The 19,606-nt window shown below is 35.0% G+C and carries 21 protein-coding genes and 2 tRNA genes; 12 read left to right on the top strand and 11 right to left on the bottom strand.

What is annotated here, in order from left to right; all coding sequences use genetic code 11:
• A complete protein-coding gene (locus tag ACKX2A_RS11860; RefSeq protein ID WP_415324846.1) occupies positions 1–447 on the top strand; it encodes a DinB family protein in 447 nt (148 codons plus the stop codon).
• A gap of 64 nt (positions 448–511) precedes the next feature.
• On the opposite strand, the gene ACKX2A_RS11855 is transcribed toward ACKX2A_RS11860, so the two are convergent.
• On the bottom strand, positions 512–1,141 hold the full coding sequence (locus ACKX2A_RS11855) for an endonuclease III domain-containing protein (RefSeq protein WP_415324845.1): 630 nt from the start codon (positions 1,139–1,141) through the stop codon (positions 512–514).
• Between the two features lie 33 nt (positions 1,142–1,174).
• On the opposite strand from ACKX2A_RS11855, the gene bcp reads away from it, so the two are divergent.
• The gene (gene bcp, locus ACKX2A_RS11850; RefSeq protein ID WP_415324844.1) at positions 1,175–1,621 is read left to right on the top strand and encodes a thioredoxin-dependent thiol peroxidase; all 447 of its coding nucleotides are present in this window, start codon (positions 1,175–1,177) and stop codon (positions 1,619–1,621) included.
• 123 nt (positions 1,622–1,744) lie between these two features.
• On the opposite strand, the gene ACKX2A_RS11845 is transcribed toward bcp, so the two are convergent.
• The 5 genes from ACKX2A_RS11845 to ACKX2A_RS11825 are packed head-to-tail and all read right to left on the bottom strand — an operon-like array spanning position 1,745 to position 5,933.
• Positions 1,745–2,254 (bottom strand): GNAT family N-acetyltransferase, encoded by a 510-nt coding sequence (locus ACKX2A_RS11845; protein ID WP_415324842.1) that lies wholly within the window; start codon positions 2,252–2,254, stop codon positions 1,745–1,747.
• Positions 2,214–2,888, bottom strand: coding sequence for a hypothetical protein (locus ACKX2A_RS11840; RefSeq protein ID WP_415324840.1), 675 nt, complete (start codon positions 2,886–2,888; stop codon positions 2,214–2,216). Before ACKX2A_RS11840 ends, ACKX2A_RS11845 begins: the two co-directional genes overlap by 41 nt.
• Before the next feature lie 33 nt (positions 2,889–2,921).
• On the bottom strand, positions 2,922–4,004 hold the full coding sequence (locus ACKX2A_RS11835; protein WP_415324838.1) for a mannose-1-phosphate guanylyltransferase: 1,083 nt from the start codon (positions 4,002–4,004) through the stop codon (positions 2,922–2,924).
• Positions 4,005–4,006: 2 nt separating this feature from the next.
• Positions 4,007–4,597 (bottom strand): SprT-like domain-containing protein, encoded by a 591-nt coding sequence (locus tag ACKX2A_RS11830; RefSeq protein WP_415324836.1) that lies wholly within the window; start codon positions 4,595–4,597, stop codon positions 4,007–4,009.
• Position 4,598: 1 nt separating this feature from the next.
• Entirely contained in the window at positions 4,599–5,933 is a 1,335-nt protein-coding gene (locus ACKX2A_RS11825; RefSeq protein ID WP_415324835.1) for a TolC family protein, read from the bottom strand.
• Between the two features lie 97 nt (positions 5,934–6,030).
• Here ACKX2A_RS11825 and ACKX2A_RS11820 point away from each other — a divergent pair, with 97 nt between their 5' ends.
• From ACKX2A_RS11820 to ACKX2A_RS11810, 3 genes are all read left to right on the top strand, one after another.
• On the top strand, positions 6,031–7,275 hold the full coding sequence (locus tag ACKX2A_RS11820) for a bifunctional folylpolyglutamate synthase/dihydrofolate synthase (RefSeq protein WP_415324833.1): 1,245 nt from the start codon (positions 6,031–6,033) through the stop codon (positions 7,273–7,275).
• A 44-nt stretch (positions 7,276–7,319) separates the two neighbouring features.
• Positions 7,320–7,394: transfer RNA gene (locus ACKX2A_RS11815), tRNA-Val, on the top strand.
• 33 nt (positions 7,395–7,427) lie between these two features.
• Positions 7,428–7,502: transfer RNA gene (locus tag ACKX2A_RS11810), tRNA-Val, on the top strand.
• Between the two features lie 53 nt (positions 7,503–7,555).
• Here the strand turns inward: ACKX2A_RS11810 and ACKX2A_RS11805 are convergent.
• Positions 7,556–7,720: a hypothetical protein gene (locus ACKX2A_RS11805; RefSeq protein WP_415324831.1), complete on the bottom strand. Its 165-nt coding sequence runs from the start codon at positions 7,718–7,720 to the stop codon at positions 7,556–7,558.
• A gap of 167 nt (positions 7,721–7,887) precedes the next feature.
• Between ACKX2A_RS11805 and ACKX2A_RS11800 the strand changes: the two genes are divergently transcribed.
• From ACKX2A_RS11800 to ACKX2A_RS11775, 6 genes are read left to right on the top strand one after another with little or no spacing between them, the layout of a single operon-like run.
• Positions 7,888–8,856, top strand: a complete 969-nt coding sequence (locus ACKX2A_RS11800; protein WP_415324830.1) for a hypothetical protein — start codon at positions 7,888–7,890, stop codon at positions 8,854–8,856.
• 54 nt (positions 8,857–8,910) lie between these two features.
• Positions 8,911–9,381 (top strand): DUF4280 domain-containing protein, encoded by a 471-nt coding sequence (locus tag ACKX2A_RS11795; RefSeq protein WP_415324829.1) that lies wholly within the window; start codon positions 8,911–8,913, stop codon positions 9,379–9,381.
• Positions 9,382–9,384: 3 nt separating this feature from the next.
• Entirely contained in the window at positions 9,385–12,087 is a 2,703-nt protein-coding gene (locus ACKX2A_RS11790) for a hypothetical protein (RefSeq protein WP_415324827.1), read from the top strand.
• A complete protein-coding gene (locus ACKX2A_RS11785; protein ID WP_415324826.1) occupies positions 12,071–12,685 on the top strand; it encodes a hypothetical protein in 615 nt (204 codons plus the stop codon). Before ACKX2A_RS11790 ends, ACKX2A_RS11785 begins: the two co-directional genes overlap by 17 nt.
• A 6-nt stretch (positions 12,686–12,691) precedes the next feature.
• Positions 12,692–13,489 carry a hypothetical protein gene (locus ACKX2A_RS11780; RefSeq protein WP_415324824.1) on the top strand — a complete coding sequence of 266 codons (798 nt, stop codon included), beginning with the start codon at positions 12,692–12,694 and terminating at the stop codon, positions 13,487–13,489.
• 9 nt (positions 13,490–13,498) lie between these two features.
• The gene (locus tag ACKX2A_RS11775; protein ID WP_415324822.1) at positions 13,499–13,957 is read left to right on the top strand and encodes a hypothetical protein; all 459 of its coding nucleotides are present in this window, start codon (positions 13,499–13,501) and stop codon (positions 13,955–13,957) included.
• Between the two features lie 46 nt (positions 13,958–14,003).
• Here the strand turns inward: ACKX2A_RS11775 and ACKX2A_RS11770 are convergent, their stop codons facing one another.
• The 4 genes from ACKX2A_RS11770 to ACKX2A_RS11755 form a co-directional block, all read right to left on the bottom strand.
• Entirely contained in the window at positions 14,004–14,978 is a 975-nt protein-coding gene (locus ACKX2A_RS11770) for a glycosyltransferase family 9 protein (RefSeq protein ID WP_415324820.1), read from the bottom strand.
• A 2-nt stretch (positions 14,979–14,980) separates the two neighbouring features.
• Positions 14,981–15,400 (bottom strand): SufE family protein, encoded by a 420-nt coding sequence (locus ACKX2A_RS11765; protein ID WP_415324818.1) that lies wholly within the window; start codon positions 15,398–15,400, stop codon positions 14,981–14,983.
• A 97-nt stretch (positions 15,401–15,497) separates the two neighbouring features.
• The gene (locus ACKX2A_RS11760) at positions 15,498–16,616 is read right to left on the bottom strand and encodes a glycosyltransferase (protein ID WP_415324816.1); all 1,119 of its coding nucleotides are present in this window, start codon (positions 16,614–16,616) and stop codon (positions 15,498–15,500) included.
• On the bottom strand, positions 16,616–16,840 hold the full coding sequence (locus ACKX2A_RS11755) for a uroporphyrinogen decarboxylase (protein WP_415324814.1): 225 nt from the start codon (positions 16,838–16,840) through the stop codon (positions 16,616–16,618). Before ACKX2A_RS11755 ends, ACKX2A_RS11760 begins: the two co-directional genes overlap by 1 nt.
• 152 nt (positions 16,841–16,992) lie before the next feature.
• Between ACKX2A_RS11755 and ACKX2A_RS11750 the strand changes: the two genes are divergently transcribed.
• Positions 16,993–19,527 (top strand): ATP-dependent Clp protease ATP-binding subunit, encoded by a 2,535-nt coding sequence (locus ACKX2A_RS11750; RefSeq protein ID WP_415324812.1) that lies wholly within the window; start codon positions 16,993–16,995, stop codon positions 19,525–19,527.
• Positions 19,528–19,606 lie beyond the last annotated feature (79 nt).

Below are 19,606 nucleotides of genomic sequence, written 5' to 3'. Positions count from 1 at the left end.
ATGATAATAGAAAGTCTAAAATCCCTATACACAAGAGATTTAAATAAATTAAAATTGGAAATCGAATCTTATCAAAACGCAGAAAACCTATGGAAAATTGATAAAAACATTCTAAATTCTGCAGGAAATTTAACCCTTCATTTGGTTGGAAATCTAAGCCATTTCTTTGGTGCGATACTCGGAAATTCCGGATACATACGACAGCGCGACCTTGAATTTTCTTTAAAAGACATTCCAAGAGCAGAATTGATCGAGAAAATCGAAGGAACGCTTGAAGCCGTAACCTCAACACTTGATAAATTATCTGCAGAAGATCTTGAAAAGAACTATCCGCTTGAACCTTTTGGTCATCCTATGACAACCGAATATTTTATAATCCACCTGATTGGGCATCTGGAATATCATTTGGGACAGATTAACTATCATAGAAGGTTACTGGATAATTAATATTATGATTATCATCCTTGTCAAGGTTTAAAACCTCGACAAGGACATATAAAAAGAACTTTTTCTATTTCTCTTCTTTTTCAAACATCATTTTCGTAATGAAGTCCTTCTCGCCTTTTCCTCTCGCCGGAGAATATTCTCTTCCGTAAAAAATGATTTGAAGATGAAGCTTGTTCCAAACCTCTTCTTTCCAGAGCTTTTTTGCATCATTCTCGGTTTCAACAACGTTTTTTCCTGAGGTGAGCTTCCATTGCGTCATCAGCCTGTGAATGTGTGTATCGACCGGAAAAGCAGGAAATCCGAAGCCTTGGCTCATCACTACGGAAGCCGTTTTGTGACCAACTCCGGGAAGCGCTTCCAATTCCTCGTAAGTTTGTGGCACCACCCCATTATGTCTTTCCAGTAAAAGCTCTGCCATTCTTTTCAGATTTTTTGCTTTCGTATTGGACAATCCGATTTCTTTAATCAATTCCTTTATTTCAAATTCTTCCAGCTTCGCCATTCTCTGAGGTGTTCCGGCCACGGCGAAAAGTTCCGGTGTTACCTGATTGACTTTTTTATCAGTGGTTTGTGCAGAAAGCGCAACAGCAACCATCAATGTATAAGGATCGGTATGATCCAACGGAATCGGAACCTGAGGATATAATTTTTCTAATTCTGTCTGAACAAGCTCGGCTCTTTGCTTTTTTGTCATTTAACCATTAAATTTGAACAAAATTAAAATATTATGTTGAAAGTTGGAGACAAATTACCACAATTTGAAGGAACAAATCAGGACGGGGAAACGATAAATTCTGAAAAATTAATTGGAAAAAAACTGGTTATTTTCTTTTACCCACAGGCAAATACTCCGACTTGCACCGTTGAAGCGTGCAATCTGAGTGATAATTATTCTAAACTTGAAAAAGCAGGATTTCAATTGTTGGGTATCAGTGGAGATTCTGTAAAAAAACAAAAAAATTTCCACAGCAAATTTGCTTTTCCTTATGATCTTATTGCCGATGAAAGCCACGAGATCCTGGAAAAATTCGGAGTCTGGCAGGAGAAAAAAACGTTTGGAAAAACCTACATGGGAATCGTAAGAACTACCTTTATTTTTGATGAAAAAGGAGTTTGCACAAGAGTAATTGAAAAAGTAACTTCGAAAACTGCGGCTGAACAGATTTTGGAATAGTTCTTAAGACACTAAGAACACGAATATTTTTACAAATCTCACAAATTATTGGTGCTATTCGTGAAAATATTTGTGAAACTTGTGTTTAATTACTCTGTTTCGTAATACATCAATTCCTCTGTATCATTGGGAATGGTAACGTATTTTTTGAACTTTAATCCTAATTTTTCGATTAATTTCTGAGAAGAAAAATTGTTTTTTGTGGTAATTGCCGAAATCTTTTTTTAAACCAAAATCGTCCATTCCGATTGATTTTACTTTGATAGCAGCTTCAAACGCGTAACCTTTTCCTTCAAATTCATCTAAAAGCGAAAATCCAATATCTACAACATTCAAACCTTCTCTTTCAAAAATTCCTACTCCCCCTATTTTATGATTTCCTTCTTTGGTAACAACTAAATAGTTTCCATATCCCAACTTTTCAAATTGAGGAAGAAATCTGTTTTTAATATAATTTTCGGCATCAGAAACCGTCTTTAAATTACGATCTCCGATGAATTGAATAAACTTCGGTCTGTTATAAAGATCAAGAATAAATTCTCCATCTTCCAATGACATTGGACGAAGGATCAATCGTTCTGTTTCGTAGATTTTATCTGCGTTTTGTGGTTCTTGTTGATTTTTTAGGCTCATCTTTTGGTTCTTCTTTTTTCTCGATTTTTAAAAGCCTTGGATTGTTCGTACATTTCTTATTGTAAAGCTCGATATACGACCCATTATCTTTAATATCGGTAATATTTCCGGATGATCTATTGATCGTTAAAGTGAAATGTTTCTTTTGATAAGGACATTCCTTTGAAGTCAGTTTTCCTAAATCTAAGTAATAATTGGATTTATCTTCGGTATAGCTTCCCGCGAGATCTTTAAATTCTTCATCAATAAAATAGCCGTCAACCGCTGCAGCAATTACTGCCTCTTGAATATCATCAACCTTTCCTATAAAGGTTTTTAAACCTTCCATAGTCGTAATATATTCGGTTTTTGCTCCCGCTGAATAAACGATATAATAAAATTCACCTTCCTCAACTACACCAATGTTAAAACCTGATGACTGAGTTACATAATCTGTTTTCGGACCTGATTGTTTTAAAATTTGATCTTTTCCATAGCTGCTGTGAATCAGCATCCAGGAAGATGTCTTGATATTGGGAACAATGCTCTGCAAAATACTGGAAACATTAGAGAACTGCTTTTTCTCCTGAGCTTGAGAAACCATTCCTATACCTAAAAAAGCAAATAAACTAATTTTGAATAATATTTTTTTCATAATTCTCAGAACGCAGAAACTGTACCATTTATTTTACATGAATTTATCCCCTTTCTTGAGATTCTTAAGATCTAAAACATAATCCTTGATCAATTGATCGTGATCTCTCGGGCAAATTAGCAAAACTTTTTCCGTATCAACAACAATAAAATCTTTTAAACCATCAATAACGACAGCTTTATTATTGTTTTTAACATGAATAATATTACCTTCTGTGTTGTACGTTAAAATATGTTTTTGTTTTACGGCATTTAGGTTTTCATCCTTTTCCGTATTTTCATAAACAGAAGTCCATGTTCCAAGATCGCTCCATCCCAAATCGGCAGGAATTACGTAAACATTTTTAGCTTTTTCTAAAATTCCATTGTCAATTGATATTTTCTGAACTTTAGGATAAATCAATTCAATACAGCTTTTTTCACTGTCTGCATTGTATTCACAAGCCATAAAGTGTTGTGTCATTTCTGGTAAATAGGTTTCAAAGGCATGATGAATAGATTTCACATTCCAAATGAAAATTCCGGCATTCCAAAGAAAATCTCCACTTTCTAGGAAACTTTTTGCAATTTCAAGTATTGGTTTTTCTGTAAATGTTTTTACTTTATAATAATCAGAATCCTTCTTATCTACAAACTGAATGTAGCCATAGCCTGTATCAGGTCTTGTTGGAGTAATTCCCAATGTTACCAGATATTCATTTTTAGAGGCAATATCGAAAGCCAGTTCTACCTTTTCTAAGAATGTCTGTTCTTTTAAAATCAAATGATCTGCTGGTAAAACAATCATTGTTGCATCAGGATCAATTTCTGCGATTTTATTCGCCATGTATAGATTACAAGGTGCGGTATTTTTCAACAAAGGTTCTCCCACAATATTTTCTTGTGGAATCTCCGGTAATTGCTGATGAGAAAGCTCAACATACTCCTTATTAGTAATTACAAATATGTTTTCCTTAGGAATTATCTTACTGATTCTGTCGTATGTCTGCTGAATCATTGTGCGCCCAACTCCTAAAATATCCTGAAACTGTTTCGGAAATTTCTGCGTACTCATTGGCCAGAATCTGCTTCCGATCCCTCCCGCCATAATCACGCAATATCTATCTGATTTTGACATTCTTAAGTGCATTTTTCTACCCTCGCCAATGGTTTGAAAGAATATTTCCTTCCGGTAACGAGATTCTTACAAAGATAGTTTTTTTTAATTAGACCTTCTAGCAAATACTTTTCGTTTCGGTAAATAAAGAAATCTCCTTTCTGCAGTTTTTCAATAAACTGAAGGTTATCGTCCTGTTTCTCAATATGAAAATATTTAACCAAATCCGGACTTGCCATAAAATTGGCTTTCGGAGATTTAGAAAACTTTACAATAATTGGTCTTAATTTTTCCTCATAAACTTCCAGACTCTGCAGAAGCATTTGCCTAAAGGTTTCTTTCCATTCATTTCCGTGTGGAGAGATTCTTCTGCCATATTTTTCGAAAGCAATGAGATGTGCCAATTCATGAGTTAGCACAAAGAAAAAAAGTTCAGGAGCCAACGTGGAGTTTATCGTAATTTCATGAGAATGATCTGGAAGTTTACGATAATCTCCCAACTTAGAATTCCTGTTGCGTGTAATTTTTATATGAATATAATAATCTGCAAACCAGATTTTTAAATATTGTAAAGTGTTTTGTGGTAAATATTTTTCTAAAGATTGAATAGACATTTTACAAACTTAGTGGAATTCCTGCATAGAAATTCAACAATTTAAGACTGAAAAGATAATTAAATTTAGCCTGAGCCACAGAACCTTGCGAATTTGCGTAGTTGTTTCTTGCAACATTTACATCGTAGATTGTGGATCTTCCTGCCGCATAGCTTTTATCTGCAAAATCGAGAGCCAGCTTTGTACTTTTCTCAGCCTGAACAGCAGATAAATAAATTTCATAATTGGCATCAGCATCAAACTGAGCCTTCTGAACATTCTCTTTTACAGCCTGTTTCTGTTGAAGCAGGGTAGTTTTAGCAACGCTCTCACTCAATTTTGACTGCTCAACCTGTAGCTTGGTAATTCCTTTATTAAAAATAGGAATATTCACAGATATACCTACATTCTGACCGAAATTGTCGTTGTACTGACTAAAAAAGGTAGGATCAATAATCGGGTTACCAAACTGATCGCGTCTTGTTAAAATATTATTGTAAAAGCTTCCGAGTCCTGCACTCGCCGTAACCGTAGGCCAAAAAGCCGTTTTTGACACCTCCGTCTGTGCCTCTGCAGCCCTGATTCTGCTTTCTGCTGCCTTCACCTGTGGCTGAGTTTCGTAAGCCGTCGTTAAAACCTCATCAACAGAATGTAATTGAGAATCCAATTGGTCCGGAACGTTCACGTCCTCAACATCAAATTCTTTATAATCCGGAAGCTGTAACAATTGAGCCAAAGCAAATAAGCTTCTCCCAACATTTACTTCAGCCGTTTTTAGATTTTGCTTTTCCCTTGCCCAAGCTGCATCCGCTTCTGCTAAAACCGTCTGAGCCGTAGTCCCGACATTTGTTGTGATTTTTGCTCTCTCATATTGTTTTTGAGCATTTTCAACGGCTGCTTGTGAAATCTTTACAATCTCTTTATTTAAAAGTGTTGTTAAATATTGTTGAGCAATCTGGAGAGAAATATCATTTTTAATGGTTTCGATATCATACTGGCTAGCTTCTACATCAAATTCAGTCTTTCTGATGGTTTTTTCCAGTCTGCCATTGTTGTAAACCAGGATGTCTGCTCCAATACTGGCACTGTTGCTGAATCTGTCGTTTCGGATACTTCCCGTTCCCAATGACGCCTGTCCGAAACTCACCGTATTTCCGACGCTTGCGGAAACTGAGGGAAGATAGCTTTTTTTAGCAATTTTAAGATTCAGATCCTGATTTTGTTTCGAATATTCATTTTGGATTACCTGAAGATTATGTTTGGTCGCATAATCCACGCATTCTCTCAAAGACCATTTTTTCTGGGCATTGACAGCCAGGCAAGTTAAACCCAAAATAATAGTCAAAACTTTTTTCATATTAAGATTTTTCCAATTAGACGAATCAAAAATAAAAAAGTTACAGTTTTCAAAAATTATTGTTTCATTTTAATTAAACTTTTGAGAATTTTGTATCATGACAAATGCACAATATCAGGAAGCTGTGGAATGGCTCTTCGTACAGGCTCCCAATTATCAGATCGACGGACAGAAAGCATATAAACCCGGATTAGACAACATTACGAGACTTTGTGAATTCTTTGGAAATCCTCAGGACAAAATAAAATGTATTCATATAGGTGGAACAAACGGTAAAGGATCTTCAAGCAACATGCTGGCTTCGGTTTTACAGGAATCTGGTTACAAAGTTGGTTTATATAACTCACCGCATCTCATTGATTTTACGGAGCGTATCAAAGTAAACGGCAAGAATTGTGATAAAGAATTTGTCTTTAATTTCATTCAAAAACTAAAAAATCTGCCGGAAGATATTCGTCCTTCTTTTTTTGAATTTACTACGATTATGGCTTTTGAATATTTTTATCAGCAGAATGTAGATTTCGCAATTATTGAAGTTGGTTTGGGAGGAAGATTGGATTCTACGAATATCATCAAACCATTGGTTGCTGCGATTACGAATGTTCAATTAGATCATCAGAATATTTTAGGAGATACAATCGAAGAAATTGCAGGAGAAAAAGCAGGAATTGTAAAGCCTCAAATTCCAATCATTTCCGGTGACGAAAATGAAGTAGTGAAAAATATCATTAAAAATAAAGCAGAGAAAGAAAATGCTCCATTTATTGACGCAACTTTATTAAAAACGGATTTGAAATCTGACTTAAAAGGAAATTATCAAGAGAAAAACATAAAAGTTGTTTTAAGCTTAATTGAAGAATTAAGAAAATTAAATGTCCCAATTTCCGATCAAAATATTGAAAGAGGACTTTTAAGTGTCCACAACAATACAGGATTTATCGGTCGCTGGTTTGAATTTTCGGAAAATCCACTGACGATTTGTGATACAGGACACAATCAGGCTGGTTTGGAATACGTTTTTGCTCAATTAAATTCCATTGAAAAACACAAACACATCGTTTTGGGCTTTGTTAATGACAAAAAAATCGATGAAGTAATGAAAATTTTACCTGGAAATTCCGAGTTTTATTTTGCAAAACCCTCCATTCACAGGGGAAGACACCCTCAAGACTACGAAGATTTACTAATTGATGCGAAAATTTTTTATAAAATTTTCGATTCTGTACAGGAAGCGTATCTTTCTGCAAAAGAACGATGTACAGACGAAGAAATGATTTTTATCGGCGGAAGTAACTTTGTAGTCGGAGAATTTTTAGAAAAAAATTTGGAGATTTCTAAATAAGTCGTATATTTGCACCACTCTAATCGAGGAAACAACGATAAAGAGGGTTCTTAGCTCAGTTGGTTCAGAGCATCTGGTTTACACCCAGAGGGTCGGGGGTTCGAATCCCTCAGGACCCACAGAAAAGGAAACGAAACCTTTCAAAAAAATTCGGGTTCTTAGCTCAGTTGGTTCAGAGCATCTGGTTTACACCCAGAGGGTCGGGGGTTCGAATCCCTCAGGACCCACAAAAAATCTCTCTTTTTAAAGGGAGATTTTTTTATTTAATTTCATTTTTGAATTATTTGTTATGCCCGGGCGCGTAATGCTTCGCAGATTTAGCTCCGGTTACTTTCTTTACCTGTCCTGGAGGAAGACCATGGTTTCCATTCGATTTTAAAGGAGTGCAGGAAGCCAAGAATAATCCTGCTATAACTACAATCCCTACTTTCTTCAGTGTTTTCATTACTGTTTTTTTAATTGATTATCATTAAAACATTATGCCATACCCTTTGTTTTATGCTTAATTTTAATCAATATTTTTAAATTTCATCCATTTATAAACAAATCATTAAATTTGACAACCAAATTTTAATGTTGAATGGAAAAAAGGAATCAAACATGGACATTTTAATGTCAAAAAAGGAAATTCTAAGAAGATTAAACACCCTCCGAATAAAACCTTCAGGCTTACAGCAAAGGAAATATGGCGTTTCTGTAAAATATTTCTCTGGTAATGAGCAAACTCCGTCCAAAAGAATTGATTATGAAGTTACGACTGATTTAAATATTGATGATTATAAAGGAATTTTAACGATCAATAAAGAAAACATTTTTTACAACCAGCATGAAGCAGAAGGAATCAGTGAAATTCTGAACAATTCCATTTCCAATGCGCTCTACCCTCTTCAAACCCATCTTAATGAAAAAGGACTGTCTACCAACGAAATTTTTAACATTGAAGAAATAAAAAAACGTTGGAAAAATGAAAAATCCAAACTTTTAGAGAACTATTCAAGTGTGGCTTTGGATGAGTTTTTTAATGCCATTGACAAAAAAATTGAAGATATTTCAGGTTTAGAAAAAGGTCTTCAAAATGATTGGTTCTGGAATCTTTTCTTTCATCCGAAGTTCATTAATTATGGAGAAACAAGAAAAGCCAAAGCAGCTTTATTTTTATCAATCATTCCCTATCAGCCTGCTGTAAGATTTCCCGGAATTCAAACGATTAATAAAATTCCGACGGATTATCATTCTTTTGTAATTGATTTTCAAAGTGAAGAACTTCATGCAGATTATTATTTTATTAGAAATATTTCAGGAAAAACAGACTATTTCATGTCTTTAAAGGTAATTTTCGATCTCGATGTTTATCATCATTTTCCGATGCATATTAGAGTTTATTTTGAAGTGTATTCTAAGGATTTAAATGGAAATAAAAATTTCATCAAAAAAATAAATTACACCCAATATCAACAAAACACAGAAGAATTTAAACATAAAAAATTAGACAAAAGCAGTCCCTTCATCACCGGAGGACTTGTCGTTTCCGAGCCTAATAAATGGGGTTTTTACAAAAACGAATACGAAAATGACTGGTAAAAATCTAATTGAATAAAAAACACTAATTTTACACACCACACAAATTTTATTAATATGTCTTTAAAGCAAAAAGTAGTACAGGGAGCCTTGTGCCAATGTCAGTTTGGTACTGCTCCGGATAAATTAAAGGTACTTACTCAAAAAAAATATTTCGTTAACGACCTCAACGGCAATTCCAAACTCGCCGCTACTCATAAAGATATCGGAACAACTTTCGAGAAAAATACATTCGGTTCATGCAAAAAAATGAATAACGCACCATGTTCTGCGATTGTGACAGCATGGAGCGGGTATTATGAAAAAGAAAAATATTCTCCACCTGATGGCTATATTTTGCTGGAAGACAGCAAAGCAACCTGCCCTGTTGGCGGAAAAGACTGCATCAGCATTATCAAATCCGGACAAATCGGGGAACCTTCTGAAAACAATATAAAAAATGCCGACGACGAACTTCAGTCTCATGTGAATCCTATAATTGACATGAAAAACTTTAATGGAAACGGAGACTATAAATTCGGATTTTAAAAGATGGGAACAGCCGGAATAAAGAAAGCGCTCATCAAAGAGCCGAAACAGAACGTAAAACCATACGGAAGCGGATTTATTGTAGAATTGGGACATTCTCAAAACTCTTTCACTGCATATATTGATAAAACCTGTCTTGGGAAAGGCACACAAAACCCGGAAAACACCATTAGTAAAGTTAAATGGTTATTGGTTCGGGAACACCTGTGGTCTGCCTATAAAGCTTTAAATCCAACATTAGGTCCAAACGATTTTTTTGAAACGCTAAAAACTCAGGATCATAAAATTCTTGAGGGAAATAATAAAGAAGTCTCTGTTTCAGACATCAAAAATGGCATTGGAAATATTGGTGTTATTCACATCCTTATTCCATACAGTGTTTATCCGGAACTTAATGAAACCGAGGCCATAAGAGTTGTCGTTTTAGACAAACCACAGGTTTTGTACTGTCATTTTAAATTTCCGAAAGGCGGTTACATTCCTTTACAAAATACCGAGAAAAAAGCAGCTTACGGACAGACTGTGGATGTGGAAATTTACACTCACCTGCTTCCAGATTTTAATAACAGATTAGACAAATTTGTTTTTGATGTTGAATTAATTAACAAAGGAAAAGCCGTCGCCACACAAAAAAATGTTGAAATAACAAATCCCGGGCAATTTGTTTATAACGGAAGAAAATCTTTGAGATTTACTCTCGATCCGGAATGGCAGAAAAATCATAATGCTCAAAAACAGGATGAAAAGTTTTATTTAAGACTAAAAGGAAGCATCGGATTTACCGCTCCTGTACTTATTCCTGCAGGTGCAAAACAACCAACCGGACATTATGATTCTGAACAGGCAACCGCAGACTGGACAAGACTGGAAAACGGAAAATGGGTGTATGATACTTCAAGAGAATTACTCGTTCCTTACGATACGATGAGCTCACTTTTCGGACAGTTTGAAGTTCAGAAAAACAATCAGATTCAATATATTGGAGATATCCGGTATACCAAAAGAGAATATGATCCTTGCGGGTATTCTAAAATTTCAATTAAAGATGAAGATGACGGAGACAGACCTGCCTTAGTTATTTTTGATGAAGAAGACACCAAAAATCCGATCGATAGAACGAGCCAGATATTTGGAATTACAACCGGAGACAAAAGGAAAAATATTTCGATTACTTTAGATAAATTATCAACAAAAGATACCTTTTGCCAAGGTTTGCTTTTAGACGAAGGGCAAAAACATAGTGTACAAACCAATGTTTTTCAGGTAGAAAAGGTTTATGCCGCTCAGAGAGACAATGATGGTTTTGATACACGGAAAGATAACACACACAATCAACAACAGAAAAATGCAGGAATTGCAACCACAGATCAAAATAAAAATGACAGTGATGTTATAAAAACCGATAAATCTTATAACCCTTCCGAAGCACAACATTGGCAAGCCGGAGTTGATTACAAATTTCAGGGAGATAACAAGATGATTATCATGCCGAAGTATAATTACAACAAAACCTTTTTGCAAAGCAAATCTGCATATGCTTCAGGTGAAGTTGATTTTCTTTGGATGTTTAATTATTTTATTTTAAATGATAATCTCGCTCAAAATTATTTTGTTCCGATAAGCACTTGCCGATACCCAAATCAGATTGCGAAAATTAAAGTATATCCCGATATCGAATGGGAAGTAGCCTTTATGATTACCGTTGGTACAGGATATTCAGGAAAATTGAAATACCGTCGGGAAAGACTGAATGGATATCATCAAAACTACAATTTCAGATATTTAACCCGGGAATTAAATATTGATGCGACAAGATCCTCTAATCTTGGCTGGACTTTAAAAGCCAAAGCCGTAGAAAACGGAAAAGAGCACGAAATCGGAATTGAAAGCATTAAAAAAGTAATTGATACAGGCGTTGCAGCATTTAATATGACTCAACAATATCTGGAAATTTTCAACCCGAGAAATAGCGACGGAACATCGAGTCTGGCTCAATCCAGACGCGTTATTGAAATCGATTTTGCCATTGATCCACCCAACGTAGGCTTTGCTCTAGGCTGGAAATTTGGGAAAGCCAGCAATAATGAGATTGTTCCGATCTATACCGGAGGTTTACGTGCCGATCCTTTGATTGGATTAACGGTTTCTGTGGATTTAGTTCCATTAATTAAATTTTTAGGTCCTATCGGAAGAGTCATCAGCTGGATTGTTCAGTTCATAGAATGGCTTTCAAAATCAGATCTTTATATCACTTTTGAAATTGCTTTCCCTGTGAAAGCAGATTTGAGTTTATCTTACAACCGCGTTGATGGTTTCAAAAATAAAGACAAACAAAAAGTATGGTTAGAACCCGGCGTTACGCTTCGTGCTGGTTGTAAAAGTAACGAAGTAGTTTTTATTCCAACAACGACTGCTGCCGGTGTTACCGAAACAACCGAAGTAGAAAAATGGAAAGTCGAAGGAAACGTAGCAACATCTTTAACTTTTGAAAAGGAATGGGGATTTGATCTAAACCAAGGAAAATATTACGAAAAATCTTCTGTAAATTTTAAAGGTGCTAAAATGACGATCGTTATCAGCGAACTTATAAGCAGAAGACAAATTAATTTTAAACCTACCCATCAGCAGGTTTTCACTATTATTGAAGAGCCAAAAGATCCAATATATGATTCAGGAAAAATATACATTGATGAAAAAAAGAAGTAAATTTTTATTCGCCATTATTTGTGTTTTGTTTGTTTACAGCTGCAAATCTCAGGAAAAAGAGAATCCTAAAACCTTAGGAAGCAGCAATTTTGATCTGGAAAAGATTTCTTTTAACGAAGATCCCACTACCCTTTTCGGGAAAAATAAATATTATAAAACATCTATTAAAGACGATAACAACAGCGATATTGCCTACAATTATATCATCAGTAAAAAAGAAAATCCCCATGTGAAAGTTTCGCTGGGCAACACCGATATAAGCAAATATAAATACGATTTTAAGGTAAGCAAAGACAATAAAATCATTGGCGTTACCACTTCTTTTACAACCAGCGAAGACTTAAAGGATAAGATTATTAAAGACCTGGAAAGTCAGTTCAGCAAAAACAGAGTGGATATCAATCAGATATATGACAATCCATCAATTTATCGTTGGCAGACTCCTGATAAAATCATTCATTTTACGTATTCGGAATTTGAAGGAGATCACATTTACAACATTTCAATCGTCAATAGAAAATTCGGTTGCGATACTTTTCCTTTAGAAAGAGTTTTTGTCGGAGAAGATATTTGTTTAAAAAAATACACCAAAAAGTAATTAATCATGTATACAAATCCATTCTATCTTGCAGAATTGCAGGTAAGAAATTGTCAGGTAGAATTACTCATTAATGACGTTACTTGTTTCGATCATTATAAAGAAGGCGGAATGGCGGTTGACTGGCCGATTAATGCCTATATTCTAAGCTCAGGAAAACAGTTTTTCACCATAAAAGCCAATTGCTTCGAAAACGAAACTAATATCAGTAAAAAGGCTTCTATTGATTTAAAAATTACCTTGCGCGATGCTTTTGATTTTTCGAAGCCCAAACAAATCGTAAAACAACATTTTCACATCTCTTTTGAAGATAAAGAAACTCCAATGTATGTTTCAGGAGACTTTTTTGAAGCAGAGGTTCCGTACAAACTCGAAGGCTGGAAAAATTCTTTTGATTTTTCAGACTATATTCATGGCGAAAACTCGGTGAAAGAAGGTTTGATTAATGAATTGAAAAATACTTACGAAACATTTCATCAAATCATTAAAAACCGCGATACACAAACATATAACAGCTTAAATAATCAACGTTTCCAAGAAATCACAACTTCTTTTTACCTTACAGAAGAAGAGAAAAAAGATAGACAGAAAACGATTTTAAATTCATCAAGGCAAGATGTAGAAAAAATTGATTTCTCAGAATACTCTTTGAATTTTTATGGTGATAAAAGCCAAGTTGTCGGGCTTAAAGCGTACAATCAGCCTCCGGGATTTGTTTTCGAGAATGATGAGGGAATGATAATTACGGAATTGGCGTTATTTCATCTTAAAAAAGGAGACAACAAATTATCTCTCATTCGATAATTGATCAATATGAGCTTCATTACTATTACTCAAAAAGACCAATTTCTCTGTCTGGAAAGCCTTTTCATGGCAGAGAAAATTAGCTTCGACTCTATTGAAGATGTTTTGATTTTTCACGTTTCCGAACAGCAGGATCTGAGAGTTTATATTTTTCTTAATAAACCGATTATTTATGAATTAAAATCCGAAAAGTTTTTTAATAAAATTCTGTTTTCAGTCTTTAAAATTTTCAATAAAAATCCATTGGAAATCAAGACTCAGCTGGAGAGAAATAATCTTTTAACGCTTTTGAAATTATTGGAGAACAATTTAAATAATGTCCTAATTCCAAACGATTTAGACAACAGTATTCTTTGGAGAACAGTTGATAATGGAATTCAGATTCCGAGAACTAAATTGATTTACAGTAAAAATAACCTCAGCTTAACTGAAGTCATGAGAAAGCACAAAATTTTAATAGATAAATAGCTTTAAAACAAACCATAAAAAAGCCTTTCGATTTGATTTGAAAGGCTTATAATTTATTAATTTTTTCGACAATCTTCTGAACATCAATCTCTTCCAGACACGCCCAGTCGCCTCGATAACATTCTTTATCTCCAAAAACAGAACACGGTCTGCAAGTCAGGTCTTTTACCTGAACAGCATCATCTTCGCGCTGCCCAAACCCAAGAAACCCTGCGTAAGGGTGTGTTGAGCCCCAAATAGAAATACACCTCGTTCCTACCAGACTCGCCAAATGCATATTCGCCGAATCCATGGAAATCATCAATTCCAGTTCAGAAATTTTTTCCAATTCCTGTGTAAGACTCAATTTTCCGGATAAACTGGATGTATTTGGGATCTCTCTCTCCCACTTTTCTAAAGTTTCGGTTTCAGATTTTCCACCGCCAAAGAAGTAAATTTTATATTTTTGAGATAAAATTCTTGCTAATTCATACGATTTTTCCAAAGGAAGCATCTTTCCCCGATGCTGAGCAAAAGGCGCAAAACCAATCCCTGATTTGTTGCTTGAAGTTGGCCTTAACTGATGTGATAATTCCATTTTAAAACCCATTTCACGAAAAACATCGGCGTAACGTTCAACAGTCTTTTTCAATTGAACTTTATCTAAATTCCAGACATCTGTCAGATGCTCTTTTTCCTCCTTTCCTTTGTTGATTTTAAATACTTTAAACCCTTTTCTGCGATAAATTCTGTCCAAAATTTTCGTTCGGATCACATCATGAAGATTCGCAATTAGATCGGGCTTAAATTCTTTACTTAATTCATTCGCCAATCTGTTCAGTCCAAAAACTCCTTTGTAATCATCAAGGTTTACCCCTTTGAATATAACATTCGGAATATCAGCAAATAAAGCTTCAAAATTTTTTCTGGAAACCATCACAATTTCCAAATCAGGATTTTGCTCCAGAAACTCACGGAACACAGGCGCTGTCATCGCGACATCACCAAAAGCGGAGAAACGATATGCTAAAATTCTTGTCACAACTACGATTTCAACTGATAGGCAACCGCGTAAAATTTAATTTGCTTTGTCATTGCCATCAAACCGTTGGCTCTGGAAGGAGAAAGAAATTCCTGCAACCCGATTTCAGAAATAAAATCAAAATCAGAATCCAAAATTTCCTGCGTAGAATGACCGCTGTAAATACTCACCAAAAGAGAAACGATTCCCTTCGGCAAAATACCGTCGGAATCGGCATCGAAAAACAATTTTCCATCCTTAAATTCAGCATCGATCCAAACTTTGCTCTGGCAGCCTTTGATCAGATTTTCTTCAGTTTTCTTATCATCAGAAATACCTTTTAGTTCTTTTCCAAGATCGATAATGTATTCATATTTCTGTTCCCAATCTTCAAGAAACGCAAATTCGTCGATAAGTTCCTGCTGTTTTTCTTTAATGGTCATTTTAACTAATTTCTTTCTGCAAAGATACTAAATTATGCTTTAGGCTTGAAGCGGTATGCTATAAGCTAGTTAATGACACTAACATTTGGCTTACTGCCTATTGCTTAAAGCTTACAGCAAAGTTCGAAGCTCTTTCAAAAACCTGCAACAACTTCACCTCTTCATTTTCCCAGCAAAGAATATTCGCTGCTTTTTCCAATTCCGGTTGATAATTTTCCCTTCCTCTATTCAAAATTGTTTGAATTGCCAGAGCGATATTTTCCGGCTCATGATTTTTAATAATTTCTCCAATGTCAAATTGTCGCTTAATATTCTGCATTTCAGGAAGATTTGACAGAATTACCGGAACTCGCGCCTGAATGCAATCCAAAACTTTATTCGGTAAAGAATAAAAGTAACTTTCACCCCCGTTTTCTTCGATGCTCATTCCGCAATCGACCGTAGGAGTGATTTTTCTTAAATCTTCCGGCAACAATTTTCCTAAAAACTGAACTTTTTCCTGAAGATTTTCTTTGATAACCAATTCTTCGTATTCCTTTTTCTTTGGTCCGTCTCCAGCAATTTTAAAAATTACGTTATTTAAATGATGCATAGCTAAAATCGCCTTATCAATTCCGCGAAAAGGATTGATGGCACCTTGATACAAAAGAATTTTAGGATTGTTTTCAGGAATTTCTTGTTCAAAATTTAATTTTCTTGGTGCATTTTGAACTACAACAGGATCAATTCCGTATTTGTTTTTAAACCAATTGGCGTACCCGGAACTTGCCGTAATCATGAATTTAATTTTCGGAACTAAATTTTTTTCAAGGTAGCGCCACAATTTTTGTGACATTTTGCCCTGAATTGCAGGCATTTCGGAAAAAATTTCATGACTGTCAAAAATTAACGGAATATTTAATTTTTTAGCCAACACATAATTCGGAAGCAAGGCATCCAGATCATTGGCATGAAGAATAGTATTTTTATCCGCTTTTTTCTTTAATTCATGGTATAATTTCCAGTTGAATTCGAAGTAAGCGGTTTTTAAACTTGTTGAAATTAATTTAATTCTCGAAAAAGAATAAGGTCGCGACATTTTTTCTGCGCCGTTCCAATCATTTCCAATGAGTTCAACTTCATATCCGTTTTCATATAAAGTCCTGCAAACCTTCTCTATACGCTGATCTGTACATAGATTGCTAAACGCAGAAGTAATGATTTTTTTTCGCTGCATTATTTCTTTTTATCCACTAAAAGGTAGTAAATTTGTATAAGACAGATCAAACCATTTGGAATGATTACCGGCCACAGCATTCCACTAAAGATACCATAAATGACGAAGCAGATACAGCCAATCATGTTGACGATTCTGATTTTTCTAACATCTTTCAATATGAAACTCAGTACAATAAAAAGTGAAGCGGAATATCCGATATAAGCAGCAACTTCGGGATTCATGAGGGAAAATTTAAAGATAACAAACTTAATCATTTTCAATAAGATAATAAAATTTTTTCTGCCATAAAGTCATTTATTGATTTTTGGTAAAATATTTGTAATTTAGATAATGAATAAATGGCAATGTTGCTTTTATTCTAATGAGATATATTATGGATTATAAGTTTTCACAAGGTTTGAGCCAAGTGTTCAAACAAAGCAAAAGCGAAGCTAAAAGGCTGAAAAGTGAATTTCTTAATACAGAACATCTACTTTTAGGTATTATAAAAACGGAAAACTCTGCAAAAGAAATCCTTCAAAACCTTAATGCGGATTTAACACAAATCAGAAGAAAAATTGAAACTCTAAATACAGCAAGTCTAAATCCTATTTCTGAAGAGGTTACTAATATTTCTTTCACCAAGATGGCAGATCATGCCATTAAACGTGCGGAATTAGAATGTCGCCAATATAAAAGTAATGAGATTAATACCGTTCATTTACTTTTAGGCATTCTATACAAATATGAGGATCCTACTTCAAATATTCTGGGAGCTTACGACATCGATTATGAAGGAGTTTCAAAAGAATACCAAACAATGCTTAAAAATTCCGGACAAGCGCCACAAATGAGTGCTTATGACGACGATGACGAAAGAGAGGAATTCGAGCAAATGAGAAAGCCTACAGGAAATTTAGGTTCTGCTAAAAGTAAAACGCCAACTTTGGATAACTTTGGTAGAGACTTAACTTCGTTGGCAAGGGACGGAAAATTAGACCCAGTAATCGGTCGTGAGAAAGAAATTGAGAGAGTTTCGCAAATCTTATCGCGTAGAAAGAAAAATAATCCGCTTCTTATCGGGGAGCCTGGAGTTGGTAAATCTGCGATTGCTGAAGGTTTGGCATTAAGAATTCAACAGAAAAAAGTGTCGAGAGTTCTTTACGGAAAACGAGTTATCACTCTTGATTTGGCAAGTTTAGTTGCCGGAACAAAATACCGTGGTCAGTTTGAGGAAAGAATGAAGGCCATCATGACCGAGTTGGAAAAAAACAGAGATGTCATTTTATTCATTGATGAGCTTCATACCATTGTTGGTGCAGGAAGTTCAACAGGAAGCTTAGATGCATCCAATATGTTTAAACCGGCTTTGGCAAGAGGTGAAATTCAATGCATCGGGGCAACAACTTTGGATGAATACCGTCAGTATATTGAAAAAGATGGTGCTTTAGAAAGAAGATTCCAGAAAGTAATGGTGGAACCGACTTCTATTGAAGAGACTATTCAGATTTTAAATCAAATCAAAGATAAGTATGAAGAGCACCACAATGTAATTTATACTCCAGAGGCGATTGCAGCGTGTGTCAATTTGACATCAAGATATATTACAGACCGTTTCTTACCGGACAAAGCAATCGATGCGATGGACGAAGCTGGATCTCGTGTTTATATTAAGAACATGAAAGTTCCTACTGAAATCATTGATTTTGAAAAGAAAATCGAAGATATCAAGGAAATGAAACAGAAAGCTGTAAAAGCTCAGGATTATCTTGAAGCAAGAAAGTTGAAAGATGAAGAAGAAAGACTTCAAATGGAACTGAATTCTGCTCAGGATAAATGGGACAAAGATGTGAAGGAGAAAAAAGAAACCGTAACAGAAGAAAATGTAGCGGAAGTAGTTTCTATGATGAGTGGCGTTCCAGTAACCAAAGTTGGTAAAAACGAGCTTGATAAACTGGCCGGAATGGATGGAAATCTAAACGGAAAAGTAATCGGACAAGAAGATGCTGTGAAAAAAGTTGTGAAGGCAATTCAAAGAAACAGAGCGGGTCTTAAAGATCCGAACCGTCCGATTGGTACTTTCATTTTCTTAGGAACAACCGGTGTTGGTAAAACTGAGTTGGCTAAAGTAATGGCAAGAGAACTTTTCGAATCTGATGAATCTTTGATCAGAATCGATATGAGTGAATACATGGAGAAATTTGCGGTTTCCAGATTGGTTGGAGCGCCTCCGGGATACGTTGGATACGAAGAAGGCGGACAATTAACAGAGGCTGTAAGAAGAAAACCTTATGCAGTGGTTCTTTTGGATGAGATTGAAAAAGCTCACCCTGATGTATTCAACATCTTATTGCAGATCTTGGATGAAGGTCACGTTACAGACAGTTTAGGTAGAAAAATTGATTTTAGAAATACAATTATTATCCTTACTTCAAACATTGGTACCAGAGATCTTAAAGATTTCGGAGACGGTGTAGGATTCGGAACTTCTGCGAAGAAAACATCTTCGGATTCCAGAGCAAGAAGTACCATCGAAAATGCACTTAAAAAAGCATTCTCTCCTGAATTCTTAAATAGAATTGATGATATTGTAATCTTTAATTCTCTTGAAAAAGATGATATTAAGAGAATCATTGATCTTGAATTGAATAAGCTTTATACAAGACTTGAAAAACTAGGCTATAAAGTTGAATTAACTGATGAAGCTAAAGACTTTATTTCTGAAAAAGGATGGGATAAAGACTTCGGAGCAAGACCATTGAAGAGAGCAATCCAGAAATATATTGAAGATTTATTGGCAGAAATGTTGGTAAACAAACAATTGAATGGAGGAGAAACCGTGGTTCTTGATTTGAATGAAGCAAAAGATGCTTTGGCAGGAAAAACTTCAAAGCCTAAAAAATCGGCGGAAAAGTCTTCTCAATCATAAATAAATAATTTAATCATAATGAAAAAGCATCGGGAATTTTTTCGATGCTTTTTTGTTTTTATTATTTTTTTGCCACGAA

Source organism: Chryseobacterium sp. MMS23-Vi53 (assembly GCF_047651245.1).
In the GTDB taxonomy this organism is placed as follows: Bacteria; Bacteroidota; Bacteroidia; order Flavobacteriales; family Weeksellaceae; genus Chryseobacterium.
This window is presented reverse-complemented; position numbering and strand designations above follow the sequence as displayed.